Raw genomic sequence first — 13,738 nt, forward strand, 5'->3', positions numbered from 1 at the left:
CCATGCAACCGACCCCGACCGAACTCCAACGCCTGATCGACAACCTGATCCGCATCGGCACCGTCACCGCCGTGCGATCAGGGGAATGTCGCGTCAAAACCGGCGACCTCATCACCAACTGGCGGCCCTACGCAGCAGCGCGGGCCGGGAAGAACCGCACCCGCCATCGCCTCTCCATCGGCGAACAGGTGCTGATGCTCTCGGTCAGCGGCGACCCGCGCAATGCCTACATCGTCGGCCCCATCAATTGCGCTGCCTTCCCAGAGCCCTTGGCAGACGATGACAATCCGGATCTCGACCGCACTGAATACGCTGATGGCGCCGTCATCGAGTACAACCCGGCCACCGGGGCGCTCAATGCCAGCGGCATCAAGACCGCCACCCTTTCCGCCTCGGTGACCGTCAAGCTGATCACCCCCCTGGTGGAATGCACCCAGGCACTCAAGGTCGGTTCGACCATCGAGGCGGGCGGCAAGATCACCGCCCCCAGCGCCAAGATTGGCGGCATCGAGGTGACTACCCACAAGCACGGCAACGTCAGCACCGGCAGCGGCACTTCCGGGGGCCCGCAATGAACTGGCTCGGCATGAATGCAGCCTCTGGCCGCGCCATCAGCGCCACCGACCACATCGTGCAGTCGGTGCGCGACATCCTCACCACCCCGGTGGGCTCCCGGGTCATGCGCCGCGACTACGGCAGCGAGCTGTTTTACCTCATCGACCAGCCACAGCATCAGACCACCCGCCTGCGCCTGATGGCCGCCACCGTGCAGGCCCTTATCAACTGGGAACCCCGCATCACCATCACCCGGGTAGAAGTGCTGGGCGGCGGCATGGATGGCGCCCTCACCGTCGAGCTCACCTGGCAGCGCAAGGACGGCGGCGCGCCGGGTACCGGAACAGAGAGCGCCACTATTGCCATTCCCACAGGAGCCGCCCAGTGAGCACCATCACCCTCTCCCAACTGCCCCAGCCCGATGTGATCGAGCTGCTCGATTTCGAGACCATCCTCGCCGAGCGCAAGGCCTACTTCGTCAGCCTCTATCCAGCAGACCAGCAGGCGGCCATCGCCGCCACCCTGGCGCTCGACTCCGAGCCCATCACCAAGCTGCTGCAAGAGAATGCCTATCGAGAGCTGATCCTGCGCCAACGCATCAACGATGCCGCGGTCGCCAACATGCTGGCCTGGGCAAAAGGGGATGACCTCGACAACCTGGTGGCCAACTGGAATGTGCAGCGGCTCACCATCCAGCCGGGGGATGACACCGCCACCCCACCGATCCCCACCATCATGGAAAGTGATGCCGCCCTGCTCGAACGCGCCCTGCTGGCATGGGATGCCCTCAGCGTCGCTGGCCCGCGCGAGGCCTATCGCCATCACGCCCGCACCGCTGACGGTGCAGTGATGGATGCCGAACCCACCTCGCCGAGCCCGGGCGTGGTAGATGTCTACATTCTGGCCGCCACCGGCGACGGCACCCCATCTGCGGAACTGCTGACCAAAGTGGCTGACTATCTCACCGATGAAGATCGGGTGCCGCTGACCGATAACGTGCACGTCAAAGCCGCCCAGGTGTTGCCATACACCTTGGCCATTCGCCTGTTTATTCCAGCTGCGGGGCCATCTGCTGCCACCATCACAGCCGAAGCGGAACGGCGATTGCTTGAGGTGATTAATCCGCGCCGCCGCATCGGGGTAGAGGTGCCGCGCTCCCTCCTTGAATCGGCCTTGCATGCGCCGGGGGTAAGAAAAGTCGAGCTGACCGACTGGGCAGACATCACCCCGGCAAAACATCAGGCTGCATGGTGTAGCAGATACACCATCGAGCAGGTGATCCAATGACCCTGCTGCCGCCCAATGCCACCAAGACCGAGCGCAACCTGAGCACCGTGGCTGCCGCCGCGATGGATCTCCCTATTCCATGCCGTGATTTGTGGTCGCCTGCCAGATGTCCGGCCAAAGTCCTGCCGTATCAGGCCTGGGCATTCAGCGTCGATGACTGGGATGATGAGTGGTCTGACTCGCAAAAGCGCGGCGCCATGGCAGCAAGTTTCAGCATCCACGCCACCAAAGGCACCCCGGGCGCGGTGCGGCGTGCACTGGAGGCTATCGGCTATCGCGCCACACTCCAGCAATGGTTCGAGTATGGCGGTCAGCCGTACACCTTCAAGGTGCGCGTCAACGTTCCGCCAGAAGGGATCGCGGCAGGCAACCCCGCCGCCATCACGCGCCGAGTAGACGAAGCCAAAAACCTGCGCAGTCACTACACCCTCAGTCTGGTCATGAGCACAGACGTAGGGCTGGGGGTGGCGGCCGTGCCGTCCATCACCCCGCGCTACATCTGCCGCCCATATCAGGCCAGCCTGCCAACAACCAGCATTGCCGCCCCCCTTGGCGGCATGCCGCGCATCGCGGCAATCTACCGAGTGAATGCCATATGACAACACAAACGTACTTTACCGTTCTGACTGCCATCGGGGCCGCCAAGTTGGCCAATCTGGCCGCGACCAGCCGCCCCCTGAAACTGACCCAGTTCGCCGTGGGAACCGGCGGTGGCGACAGCTACGCCCCCACGGCGGAACAACTGCGACAAGCCACCAGGCTGATCGACGAAACCTTTCGTGGCCCGATTGCGGTACTGGAACAGGATGCCAACCTGCCATCCCAATACTACATGGAGGGTTACGTCCCCATTGATGTGGGCCCGTTCATCGTGCGCGAGGCCGGTTGGTTCGATGCTGACGGCGACATGATTTTTGCCACCCGCTATCCACCGGTAGAAAAAACCATTCCTGCCCAGGGGGCGCAAGTCGATCTGCCGCTCGGCACCTATGTCTCGATCCATCAGGTGGATGGCGGGCAAATCCAGATATTGGTTGACCAGTCCAAAGTGCTGGCCAGTCGCCAGTTTGTGGAAAACCTTGCCGTCACCATCCCGGTAACGGGGCAACTGCAGGCCGCCAGAGCCCGCAATTATCGCTTTATGGCAGCCGGTGAACTCACTCTGCCGGATACCGGAACAGTCAGGGTTATCGTCGACCACATGGTGCCGAGCGACGAGCTGTGCCTGATGAAAGAAAAAAGCGGGCAACCCATCGTGACGCCACGCGGAAGCGATCCGGTGATCAGGCTGGCAGAAGCAGGCAAGGAGTTTGTATTCAGTAAAATCAATAATGTCTGGAGGGTTTCATGATCACTTTGGGTGGGCAACAGGGAGTATTAAACCCGATATTTCGCAATGATATACGAGTCTTTGATATCAATCCTGGAACACGTCAATGGACAGTACCGGCTGGCGTCAGCAGAGTGCGAGTAGCCGTCATCGGTGCTGGTAGTGGGTATCACAAACCAGGCTCGAATATCGAAAAAGGCGGACACGGTGGCGGGTTTGCTGAAAAGATTATCGATGTGATGCCAGGCCAAACGTACTCCTACACGGTGGGCGCAGGCGGCCAGATTGGTAAGGCCGGCGGCTCTAGTAGTTTTGGTGGTTTTTTATCAGCCACTGGCGGCGGCGCCAGAGAAAACGCAGAGAGCACCCCAGGTATAGGCTCAGGCGGAGATGTAAATACATCTGGCGGCAAGGGTGCTAGCGTGGTTAGCAGTACAGCGGGTGGCGGTGCATCAGGCCATCGATACGGCTCTGGTGGAGATGCCATCGGCAGCGTAGGCGGTGGGTGGGGGGCCGCAGGAGAGCCACTAAAGCGCGCAGACCTTTTTGACGATGGGTGGGGGCTCGGCATACACCCATATCGCCGCCCGCTCCATGAAGAACTGGTTAATTTCTCATCATATATGAGTTTCGCCAGAGTCGGTGAGGGGGTTAAATCATCACTGCTGCCAAATTATGGGTCTGGCGGTGGGTCCGGGAATGGTGGAATCGGCGCTGGCTGTGGATCTGCTGGAGTCGTAGGTGGTAACGGCGCAATTATTATCGAGGTGGTCGCATGAGATTTTTCGCCAGACTGATTAACAATATAGCCACCGAGATTTGGAACGATGGCGGGCTGGGGATCTCTCCGGCTGACGTACACGTTCCAGAGCTGGCCGCCCAGTTTATCCCCTGCCCGTCAGGCACGCTCCCGGGTGCCATTCACGATGGCAAGGCATGGACTAATCCCGAGATCGATATCGCCCCAGCGCCTCAGCTCATCCCGGTGGTTATCACCGATGTGCAGGGGGACGAAGGGGGCTTTGACAACTCCCACAACGAGTACACCGTCAAGCTGGGTCGAGAACTGGTGATCACCGGCCCGTTGCCGGTGCCTGACCAAAAGTTTCGTGTGCCGTGCTCGATGCGTGATACCGGCCGCACCATCGCGGCGGTCGCCGATGTGGTCGGTGGCCAGATGACCATCACGGTCACGCTGCCGGAGTTGGGTTACTGGGAAACCACCGCCGAGATGCTCAATGCGGGCCTGCCTCAGCCGACCTTCTCGCTAACTGAGCCGATTCGATTCATAGTGATATGAAGAAACAGTAAAGAAAACACCTCGCCCTGTGCGGGGTGTTTCGTTACTGCCACCCGTCACCGTTGCCTGCCCTCACCTTGTCACCGCCTCGCCAGTGTGTACGGCCCTCACACACTGGCCGCCGCTCGCCTGACATCCCCTGCCCCTGCATCCTGACCCTGCTCGCATCACAGGCATTACCTACGCACAGAATGCTCCGTCCGGACAACAGGAGAACCTATGGCACTGGACCAATTTCACCACGGCGTGAGCGTCGTGGAAGTCAACGAGGGCACGCGCACCATCCGCACCGTCGCCACGGCGGTGATCGGCATCATCTGCACCGGCAGTGATGCGGATGCCGCTTACTTCCCCCTCAACAAACCCGTGCTGATTGCCAACCTGCCGGCGGCCATCGCCAAGGCGGGCAGCACCGGCAACCTCAAACGCTCACTGCAAACCATCTATGACACCGTCAACACCATCGTCATCGCCGTGCGCGTGGCCGATGGCGCCGACGCCGCCGAGCTGACCAGCAACATCATCGGCACCATCCTGCCGGATGGCAGCTATACCGGCCTCAAGGCGCTGGAGCGGGCCGCCCCGGTCACGGGCGTCAAGCCGCGCATCCTCTGCGTGCCGGACAACTGCACCCTACCCATCGCCACCGCCCTGGCGGGCGCCGCCAAAAAGCTGCGCGCCTTCGCCTATGTGCCGACCATCGCCGACACCGTCGAGGCAGCGCTCGCCTACCGCGAGAACTTCTCCAGCCGCGAACTGATGCCGATCCACGGCGACTGGACCGCCTGGGACACCACCGCCAATGCCAGTATCAAACTGGATGCCTGCCTCAAGGCAGCCGCCATGCGGGCATTCATCGACAAGGAGATTGGCTGGCACAAGACCCTGTCGAACGTCGGCGTGACCGGGGTCGACGGCATGACCAAGGCCCTGTTCTGGGATCTGCAAGACCCCGATACCGAGGTCGGCCTGCTCAACGCCAACGAAATCACCGCTCTCATCCGGTCAGATGGTTTCCGGTACTGGGGTAACCGCACCTGTTCCGATGACCCGCTGTTCGCCTTCGAGAACTACACCCGCACCGCCCAGATACTGGCCGACACCATGGCCGAGGCGCACATGTGGGCCAACGACAAACCGCTTACCCCCACCCTGGTGAAAGACATCATCGAGGGCATCAAGGCCAAGGGCCGGGAACTGGTGGCGGGCGGTTACCTGCTCGGCTTTGACTGCTGGTACAACGAGGAGCTCAACGACAAAGACACCCTCAAGGCCGGCAAGCTGCGCATCGATTACAACTACACCCCGGTGCCGCCGCTCGAAGACCTCGGCTTCATCCAGCGCATCACCGACACCTACCTCATCGACTTCGGCGCCCGCGTCGCGGCCGCCGCATAAGGAGCCACCATGGCACTGCCACGCAAACTGAAACACGGCAACATCTTCATGGATGGCGAGAACTGGATTGGCGTCGCCGAAGACTTCACCCCGGCCAAGCTGAGCCAGAAATTCGAAGCCTATCGCGGCGGCGGCATGATGGGTGCCGCTAACATCCACATGGGGCTGGAAGATGGAGCCCTCGACACCTCCTTCACCTTCGGTGGCGCAGAGGCAGCGCTCGTCAAACGCATGGGTCTCGCCAAGATTGACGGCGTCGCCCTGCGCTTTGCCGGTTCTTTCCAGCGTGACGACACCGGCGAAATCGTCTCGGTCGAAATCGTGCAGCGCGGCCGCTTCAAAGAGCTCGACCGGGGCACCTTCAAGAGCGGCGACAACACCCAGAGCAAAGTCAGCATGGTCAACACCTACTACAAGGAGACCATGAACGGCGTCGTCCTGTGCGAAATCGACCTGCTCAACATGATCTGGATTGTCGACGGCGTCGACCTGATGGCCGAGCACCGCAAAGCCATCGGCCTCTAACCCACCCAACAACCCAACGGGCGGCCCTTATCCCAATAGAAAGTGCCGCCCTCACCACATCACCAGGACGCAACACCATGGAACACAAGACAGTGACTCTCGACCAAGCCATCCAGCGCGGCGATACCACCATCACCGAGGTTCAACTGCGCAAGCCCAAGGCGGGCGAAATGCGCGGCCTCAATATGACCGATGTGGTGCAGATGGACGTTAACGCCCTCACCAAACTGCTGCCCCGCATCACAACCCCCATGTTGACCGAGGTCGAGATCGGCAACATGGATCCGGCCGACCTGATGCAACTGGGCAGCGAGGTAAGCGCTTTTTTGGTACCGAAGAGAATGGCCTACCTCATTGCGTAGACGAGGTGATGGCCGACATCGCCATCATCGCCCACTGGCCGCCCTCCGAGATGGCGGCCATGGAGATCAGCGAGCTGATGGGCTGGCACCAACGCCTCGTTGAAACCCACAACCGCATCAACGGGGCAGACGAACAATGAACCCTCTCAAACTGCAAATCCTCCTCGGGGCGGTCGACAAGCTCACCGCCCCCCTCAAGGCCGCCAGCGGCCAGAGCAGAACCACGGCCAAAGACCTCGCCGAGACGAAAAAGCGCATCAAGGAACTGGAAACCCAGAGCGGCCAGATTGACGGCTATCGCACCCTGGGAAGCCAAATTGGCGCTACCCGCGCCCAGCTCACAGCAGCCCAGCGCGATGCCCAGCAGATGGCCCAGCAACTTGCCAAGGTCGAGCAACCAACCAAAGCCATGATCCGCGCCATGGAGCAGGCAAAACAGAAGGTGCGCGACCTCTCCCAACAAGAGCGGGAAATGGTCGCCCGTCACGGCAGCCTGAAACGTGCCCTGGGCGAGGCAGGCATCAACACCAAGCAGCTCGGCGAACACCAGCGCCGCCTCAAGACCGATCTGGCTTCCGCCAATACCCAGCTCGACCAGCAGCGCGCCAAGCTGGGCCAACTGGCCGACCAGCAAAAGCGCCTCAACCAGGTCAAGGCGAACTATGACAAGACCATGTCGATGCGCGGCTCCATGGCGGGCTATGGCGCCGCAGGCATGGCAACCGGTGCTGCGGCCATCTACAAGGGCACCAACATCGCCAGCAAGGCCATGGGCTTTGATGTCGACATGTCCAAGGTGCAGGCGATCACCAGGCTGGACAAAGGCAGCGGCGAGTTGGCCGCCTTGCGGGCTCAGGCCCGGGAGCTCGGCGCCAATACCGCCTTCACGGCGGGCGAAGCGGCACAGGGCCAGGGCTTCCTCGCCATGGCTGGCTTTACACCCAAGGCGATCCGTGACGCCATGCCTGGGGTGCTCGACATCGCCAAGGCCGGGGGCGTCGAAATTGCCGCCGCAGCGGATATCGGCACCAACATCCTGACCGGCTTCTCCCTCCCTGCAAACCAGATGACCCGACTCGGGGATGTGATGGTCGGCACCTTCACCCGTGCCAACGTCGACCTGCAGATGCTGGGGGAAACAATGAAGTACGTGGGCCCGGTGGCGGCAGACCTTGGTGTGGACCTTGAAACCGCCTCTGCCATGGCGGGCAAGCTAGGGGATGCCGGTATTCAGGGCAGCATGGGCGGTACCGCCATGCGGGCCATTCTCGGCCGCCTCGCGGCGCCCCCCAAGGCCGCACACGATGCGCTCGCCGCCCTGAACGTGAAGACCGCCGATGCCGCCGGTAACCTGCGCGCCCTGCCCGATATTCTCGACGAGCTCTACAAGAAGACCAGCAAGATGGGGGACACCACCCGCTCGGGCTACTTCAAGGCCATCGCCGGTGAGGAAGCCTTCTCCTCCCTGGCCGTACTGACCAAACAGGCAGGCACCGGCAAGCTGCAGGAGCTCATCGCCACCTTGAAGCAATCCCAGGGCGAGGCGGGCAAGGTCGCCAAGGTCATGGCTGATAACGCCATCGGTGATTTGGATAACCTCACCTCCGCGTGGGATGACGTGGGCATCCAGATGATGGAGACCGAGAACGGCCCGATGCGCGGGATCATCCAGCGCATCACCGAGATAATCCAGGTCACCGGCAACTGGATGCGGGCCAACCCTGAACTCACGTCCACCCTGACCCGCATCGCGGCCGTGACAGCCGTGGCCGCCGCCGCTGGCGGTTCACTGCTGCTGATTGTTGCTGGCCTGCTGGGGCCCCTGGCGGCCATCAAGATGGGGATGTCGATGCTGCTGGTCTATGGGAGCCCCCTGCTGACCTTCATCAAGGCACTGACCATGGGCATGGTCAGGCTCGGCATCGCCATGCTCACCAACCCCATTGGCTGGTTCATCATGGGCATTGTGGCCATCGCCGCCGGGGCTTACCTGCTCTACAAGAACTGGGATGGCGTCGCCGCATGGTTCAGCGGATTGTGGGCGCAGTGTCAGGCCCCTGCGCTCGCCTTCTGGGAGCTCCTGAAAGAACTCTTCTCATGGACCCCCCTCGGCATGCTGACTATGCACTGGGGCGAGATCTGGGCCTTCTTCGACACCTTGCCAGCGGGGGCGGCCAACAAGGGCAAGGCCATCGTCGACGGTCTGATTGGTGGCATCACTGCAAAGTGGGAGAGCCTGAAAGCCAAGATAAAGGCCCTCACCGACCTGCTGCCGGACTGGATGAAAGGGGGTGGCTCGGTCACGGCCAACGTCAACCCGTCAGGCTACCTCACCGGCAACTACAACACTCCCGCCATGGCCGGGGGATCCGGCTACGGTCCGCGTATCGTGACGCCGCCGCGCCCAGTCGCCAGAGGCAGCACCACCACCGAGATCAACGCCCCTATCCACATCGTCCAGCAACCGGGGCAATCCGGCGCGGATGTGGCGCAAGAGGTGCGCCGCGAACTGGACAGACGCGAACGGCAGGCCGCTGCCAATGGCCGCGCCTCCCTGACCGACCGCAACTAAGGAGCAACAGCCATGATGATGACCCTGGGCTGGTTCGTGTTTATGCGCTCGACCGTTGCCCCCCTCTCACAACAAGACGAGCGAGCCTGGCGCCATCCGGGCAATAACCGGATCGGTGCTCGCCCGGCATACCAGTACCTCGGCCCCGATGATGAAACCACCACCCTAAGCGGGGTGCTGCTGCCCGAAGTGACCGGCGGCCCCGTCTCCCTCGACTTGCTCAACAATATGGCTGACAGCGGTCAGGCTTTCCCCCTGATCCAGGGGGATGGCGTCATGCGTGGGTCATTCGTGATCGAGGGCATCAGCACCACCCGCAGCGAGTTTTTCAGCGATGGCACCGCCCGTAAAATCGAGTTCACCATCAAGCTCAAGCGGGTCGATGACAACGACAGATCCCTTGTCCAAACCCTGCTGGGCCGCACTGCGGGCAACCTCTTTGGCCGCCTGGGCCTGGGCAAGCTGGTCGGCAGTATCGGCAACAAGCTCGGGGGGCTTCTCTGATGGGGGCTTTCGACCAGTTCGGCACGCGATTGGCCGAAAACTTGGGGCTGACCAATCCGCTCGACGCCTTGCGCCAAGGCCACCCGGTACCGGCTTACCAGGTACTGGTCGACGGCAAAGACATCTCGGCCGCCATCAGGCCGCGCCTGATGTCAATGACCATCACCGACAACCGGGGCTTCACCGCCGACACCATCGAGATCACCCTCGATGACAGCGACGGCCAGCTCGATATGCCACGCCGGGGCGCCACCCTACGCGCCCTCATTGGCTGGCAAGGCCAGGCCCTGGTCGACAAGGGCACCTACAAGATCGACGAGGTGGAGCACGGCGGGGCCCCGGATGTGCTCACCATACGGGGCAAGTCAGCCGACCTGCGCGGCGGCATGAACAAACTGCGTGAGCAAAGTTGGCACCAGACCACCGTCAGCGACATCGTCAGCCAGGTCGCCGCCCGCTACCAGCTCACCCCCTGCGTGGGTGACTCACTCAAGGGCCAGCTGATTGACCACATCGACCAGGCCAACGAGAGCGATCTCGCCTTCCTCACCCGCCTGGCAGTTCAGTGCGATGGCATCGCCACCGTCAAGAATGGCCGCCTGCTGTTTATCAAGGCGGGCCAGGGCACCACCGTCAGCGGTCAGCCTCTGCCGGCCATCACCATCACCCGTCGGGATGGCGATCAACACCGCTTCTCGGTTGCCGACCGGGATGCCTACACCGGCGTGACCGCCTACTGGCAAGACAACAAGGAGGCGGAAAAGAAGAAAGTCGAGGTGAAGCGCAAGAAGAAGACCAAGCCGAAACAGGAACGGCCCTTGCCCCCGGGGGTCATGGTCAACAAGCAAGAGAACGAACTGCTGGTCGGTAGCAGCGAGAACGTCAAAGAGCTGCGGCATGTCTATGCCAGCCAGGCAAATGCCATGCGGGCAGCCCGGGCTGAATGGGAGAAGTTGCAACGCGGCGTGGCAGACTTCCAGATCACCCTGGCGATGGGGCGCCCTGAACTCTACCCGGAGCAACCCACCACCGTCAGAGGGTTCAAGCCCCAGATTGACGAGGCCGACTGGCAGCTCACCCAGGTAGTGCACGACCTCACCAACCAAGGCTTCACCAACCGCCTGCAGCTCGAAGTGAAGCTTGAAGAACTCCCAGAATGAAAAATGGCGGCAGAGCTTACACTCTGCCGCCACTCTCGATCATCAAATCCCCTGCCGCCACTTTGCCGCCACCGAGACCATCACCACCTCAGTGAACAACAATAAACTGTTGATTTACATCAAATAAAATAACCAATAAACCAGCACACCAAAGAGCATAGAACTTTTTTGGCATGCTATCGATCTCAACGAGTTATAAAGCAATCACTTATGAGGCGAAACCCGGCAAAGAGACGGGTTCAGGTCAATTCTGGCACCCCGTTTCCCGAATTTTGCTTGCACTTTTTCGGCCTCGGGGCTGACGCCTCGGCGGCAAAAACGGATGCAATGCGAACAGGGATGGGGTGTAGCTGGCGGCCATGTCGGGTGGACTCCCGATCTCGGGCCGGCTGTTGGGCCGGTATGATAGCACTCTTTATGGATAAATTGAGCGGCAAACGTATGCGAAAAACAGGAAATGTCCGCCATCTCCCGCTCTGTCGCCCTTTTGGGAGGGCTCCGGCGACACCGACAGGTTAGCCGTTTGACACACATTCCATGACATTCGGGCAAAAAAATAGCAGGGGGAGGAGAGGATCCTCACGCACCTGCTGCTGTTACCTGTGACGCCTGCGAGCCTTAACGGCGGGTGGCGTAGGGATTCGGGTAGTTGAAGCCCTGGGTATAGAGAGATTGGGCAAACCAATAGGTTGAATTGCTGCCTGACATCATAAACTCCTGATTGCTTAACAAGTTACGTACCTTAATGCGGGTTCACATCCTTGAACTGACACTCGGTTCCATGGAGGCGCACTTGCTTTGCTTCGGTTCCCTGGAGGCATTGATTGTCATCCTGACAAGTGGGCTGGCCACGGCGGCTAATTTACCACCCGGCGCCAAAAAGACAATATTTTTGTGACCAACATCACATAACTGATGTTGTGCTGACACGAATAAGGCAGGCAGTGAAGTTCGCCATCCATGCTCCCTTTCCCAGCACAAGCAGAGCGTCATTTGCGCTGATCGCTCACATTTTTGCGTGATTGACTGTATTATCGTTATCCTCTTCCCCGGCCCGCAGAGTGGGGCCCGACATTTTCCATGCTGGTAAGGAGTCCCGACGTGGCACAGCTCAGTTCTCTGTCTCCCAAGTTGATTTGGCAATTCTTCGAGCAGATCTGCTCCATCCCCCACCCCTCCAAGCACGAAGCCCAGCTGAGCGCCTGGATCGTGGCGTGGGCCCAGGGAGAAGGCCTGGCGGTCAAGCAAGATGCCGTCGGCAACATCATCATCAAGAAACCGGCCACGCCGGGGATGGAAAACCGCAAGGCCGTGGTGCTGCAAGCCCACATCGACATGGTGCCCCAGGCCAACGCCGACACCCAGCACGACTTCACCACCGATCCCATCGATGCCTACATCGATGGCGAATGGGTCACCGCCCGTGGTACCACCCTGGGTGCCGACAACGGCATGGGCATGGCGGGTTGCCTGGCCGTGCTGGCCGACAAGACCATCAAGCACGGCCCGCTGGAAGTGCTGCTGACCACCGACGAGGAGACCGGCATGACCGGCGCCTTCGGTCTGGAAGCGGGCTGGCTGGAGGGCGAGATCCTGCTCAATACCGACTCCGAAGAGGATGGCGAGGTCTACATGGGCTGCGCCGGCGGGGTCGATGCCAATATCCGCTTCCCCCTGGAGCTGGTCGCTGCCACCGAGGGTGAAGGTTTCGAGCTGCAGGTCAAGGGCCTGCGCGGCGGCCACTCCGGGGTCGACATCCATCGCGGCCGCGGCAACGCCAACAAGCTGCTGGTCCGTCTGCTCAAGGCCGCCGAACCGCTGGGGGTGCGCCTTGGCGATCTCAGCGGCGGCACCCTGCGCAACGCCATCCCCCGCGAGGCCCGTGCCAGCCTGCTGGTGCCCGCCGCCAGCGTGGCTGACTTCAAGGCCCTGGTGGACCGCTACGCCGGCATCTATCAAAGCGAGCTGGCCGCCACCGAGGCCAACCTCACCGTGCTGCTCACCGCCCGGGAGAAACCGGCCCAGCTCATGAGCGAGTCCCTGCAAAGCCGCCTGCTGGATGCCCTGATGGCCTGCCCGAACGGGGTGATGCGCATGAGCGACGCCATCCCGGGCGTGACCGAGACCTCCACCAACCTGGGTGTCATCAAGACACTCGAGGGGGAAGTCTATGTGCAGTGCCTGATCCGCTCCCTCATCGATTCCGGTCGCGAGAACATCGAGCAGATGACCCGCTCCCTGTTCACCCTGGCCGGCGCCAGCTGCGAGTTCACAGGCGCCTACCCGGGCTGGGCACCGAACGTTGACTCACCGGTCATGGCGCTGGTACGCAACAGCTACCAGACCCTGTTTGGCGAGATGCCGAACGTCATGGTGATCCATGCAGGCCTCGAGTGCGGTCTGTTCAAGAGCGCCTACCCGGACTGGGACATGGTCTCCTTCGGCCCGACCATCCGTGGCGCCCACGCACCGGGGGAGAAGGTACACATCCCGGCGGTCGAGCGTTTCTGGCAACTGCTGGTTCACGTGCTGGAACATATCCCGGCCAAGTAAGCCAGCTCACGACCATACCGATGCCCCGCCCCGTGCGGGGCATCTTTTTTGTGCTCCCTCCTCGGCCACCTCTCTCATATCCCCGATTCCACGCGTGGCACTGGCTTGAAACCGTATCCATGAACAGGTCTGCATTTGAAAACCCTTTCCATGATTTATGTAAATTTACAACACAAAAAGTTGATCCAGCTC

Annotated in this window: 15 protein-coding genes; all 15 read left to right on the top strand. The window is 61.5% G+C overall.

Annotation, left to right across the window (positions count from 1 at the left end):
* Positions 1-2: 2 nt before the first annotated feature.
* Entirely contained in the window at positions 3-575 is a 573-nt protein-coding gene (locus PG892_RS04690) for a phage baseplate assembly protein V (RefSeq protein WP_270825172.1), read from the top strand.
* The gene (locus PG892_RS04695; protein WP_270825173.1) at positions 572-943 is read left to right on the top strand and encodes a GPW/gp25 family protein; all 372 of its coding nucleotides are present in this window, start codon (positions 572-574) and stop codon (positions 941-943) included. The genes PG892_RS04690 and PG892_RS04695 overlap by 4 nt, the downstream gene beginning before the upstream one ends.
* Entirely contained in the window at positions 940-1,842 is a 903-nt protein-coding gene (locus PG892_RS04700; protein ID WP_270825174.1) for a baseplate assembly protein, read from the top strand. The genes PG892_RS04695 and PG892_RS04700 overlap by 4 nt, the downstream gene beginning before the upstream one ends.
* A complete protein-coding gene (locus tag PG892_RS04705; protein WP_223939666.1) occupies positions 1,839-2,441 on the top strand; it encodes a phage tail protein I in 603 nt (200 codons plus the stop codon). The genes PG892_RS04700 and PG892_RS04705 overlap by 4 nt, the downstream gene beginning before the upstream one ends.
* Positions 2,438-3,193, top strand: coding sequence for a phage tail-collar fiber domain-containing protein (locus PG892_RS04710; RefSeq protein ID WP_270825175.1), 756 nt, complete (start codon positions 2,438-2,440; stop codon positions 3,191-3,193). The genes PG892_RS04705 and PG892_RS04710 overlap by 4 nt, the downstream gene beginning before the upstream one ends.
* The gene (locus PG892_RS04715; protein WP_270825176.1) at positions 3,190-3,951 is read left to right on the top strand and encodes a glycine-rich domain-containing protein; all 762 of its coding nucleotides are present in this window, start codon (positions 3,190-3,192) and stop codon (positions 3,949-3,951) included. Before PG892_RS04710 ends, PG892_RS04715 begins: the two co-directional genes overlap by 4 nt.
* Entirely contained in the window at positions 3,948-4,472 is a 525-nt protein-coding gene (locus PG892_RS04720; RefSeq protein WP_270825177.1) for a hypothetical protein, read from the top strand. Before PG892_RS04715 ends, PG892_RS04720 begins: the two co-directional genes overlap by 4 nt.
* Positions 4,473-4,691: 219 nt before the next feature.
* The gene (locus tag PG892_RS04725; RefSeq protein ID WP_442865617.1) at positions 4,692-5,870 is read left to right on the top strand and encodes a phage tail sheath protein; all 1,179 of its coding nucleotides are present in this window, start codon (positions 4,692-4,694) and stop codon (positions 5,868-5,870) included.
* A gap of 9 nt (positions 5,871-5,879) precedes the next feature.
* A complete protein-coding gene (locus tag PG892_RS04730; RefSeq protein ID WP_270825179.1) occupies positions 5,880-6,395 on the top strand; it encodes a phage major tail tube protein in 516 nt (171 codons plus the stop codon).
* Positions 6,396-6,472: 77 nt separating this feature from the next.
* Positions 6,473-6,757 carry a phage tail assembly protein gene (locus tag PG892_RS04735; RefSeq protein WP_270825180.1) on the top strand — a complete coding sequence of 95 codons (285 nt, stop codon included), beginning with the start codon at positions 6,473-6,475 and terminating at the stop codon, positions 6,755-6,757.
* Between the two features lie 8 nt (positions 6,758-6,765).
* Positions 6,766-6,897, top strand: a complete 132-nt coding sequence (locus PG892_RS04740; protein ID WP_041214901.1) for a GpE family phage tail protein — start codon at positions 6,766-6,768, stop codon at positions 6,895-6,897.
* Positions 6,894-9,329, top strand: coding sequence for a phage tail tape measure protein (locus tag PG892_RS04745; protein WP_270825181.1), 2,436 nt, complete (start codon positions 6,894-6,896; stop codon positions 9,327-9,329). The genes PG892_RS04740 and PG892_RS04745 overlap by 4 nt, the downstream gene beginning before the upstream one ends.
* A 12-nt stretch (positions 9,330-9,341) precedes the next feature.
* Entirely contained in the window at positions 9,342-9,833 is a 492-nt protein-coding gene (locus tag PG892_RS04750) for a phage tail protein (RefSeq protein WP_270825182.1), read from the top strand.
* Positions 9,833-10,993, top strand: a complete 1,161-nt coding sequence (locus tag PG892_RS04755; protein ID WP_270825183.1) for a phage late control D family protein — start codon at positions 9,833-9,835, stop codon at positions 10,991-10,993. Before PG892_RS04750 ends, PG892_RS04755 begins: the two co-directional genes overlap by 1 nt.
* A gap of 1,101 nt (positions 10,994-12,094) precedes the next feature.
* Positions 12,095-13,546, top strand: a complete 1,452-nt coding sequence (locus tag PG892_RS04760; protein WP_042883298.1) for an aminoacyl-histidine dipeptidase — start codon at positions 12,095-12,097, stop codon at positions 13,544-13,546.
* The last annotated feature ends 192 nt before the right edge of the window (positions 13,547-13,738 follow it).

The organism is Aeromonas sp. QDB68, from assembly GCF_027707405.1.
Taxonomy (GTDB): Bacteria; Pseudomonadota; Gammaproteobacteria; order Enterobacterales; family Aeromonadaceae; genus Aeromonas; species Aeromonas caviae.

Coding starts and splice junctions, on each gene's coding strand:
- PG892_RS04725 (WP_442865617.1), top strand. CDS start 4,692: ATGGCACTGGACCAATTTCACCACGGCGTGAGCGTCGTGGAAGTCAAC.
- PG892_RS04745 (WP_270825181.1), top strand. CDS start 6,894: ATGAACCCTCTCAAACTGCAAATCCTCCTCGGGGCGGTCGACAAGCTC.
- PG892_RS04730 (WP_270825179.1), top strand. CDS start 5,880: ATGGCACTGCCACGCAAACTGAAACACGGCAACATCTTCATGGATGGC.
- PG892_RS04735 (WP_270825180.1), top strand. CDS start 6,473: ATGGAACACAAGACAGTGACTCTCGACCAAGCCATCCAGCGCGGCGAT.
- PG892_RS04695 (WP_270825173.1), top strand. CDS start 572: ATGAACTGGCTCGGCATGAATGCAGCCTCTGGCCGCGCCATCAGCGCC.
- PG892_RS04715 (WP_270825176.1), top strand. CDS start 3,190: ATGATCACTTTGGGTGGGCAACAGGGAGTATTAAACCCGATATTTCGC.
- PG892_RS04690 (WP_270825172.1), top strand. CDS start 3: ATGCAACCGACCCCGACCGAACTCCAACGCCTGATCGACAACCTGATC.
- PG892_RS04720 (WP_270825177.1), top strand. CDS start 3,948: ATGAGATTTTTCGCCAGACTGATTAACAATATAGCCACCGAGATTTGG.
- PG892_RS04755 (WP_270825183.1), top strand. CDS start 9,833: ATGGGGGCTTTCGACCAGTTCGGCACGCGATTGGCCGAAAACTTGGGG.
- PG892_RS04740 (WP_041214901.1), top strand. CDS start 6,766: ATGGCCGACATCGCCATCATCGCCCACTGGCCGCCCTCCGAGATGGCG.
- PG892_RS04710 (WP_270825175.1), top strand. CDS start 2,438: ATGACAACACAAACGTACTTTACCGTTCTGACTGCCATCGGGGCCGCC.
- PG892_RS04705 (WP_223939666.1), top strand. CDS start 1,839: ATGACCCTGCTGCCGCCCAATGCCACCAAGACCGAGCGCAACCTGAGC.
- PG892_RS04750 (WP_270825182.1), top strand. CDS start 9,342: ATGATGATGACCCTGGGCTGGTTCGTGTTTATGCGCTCGACCGTTGCC.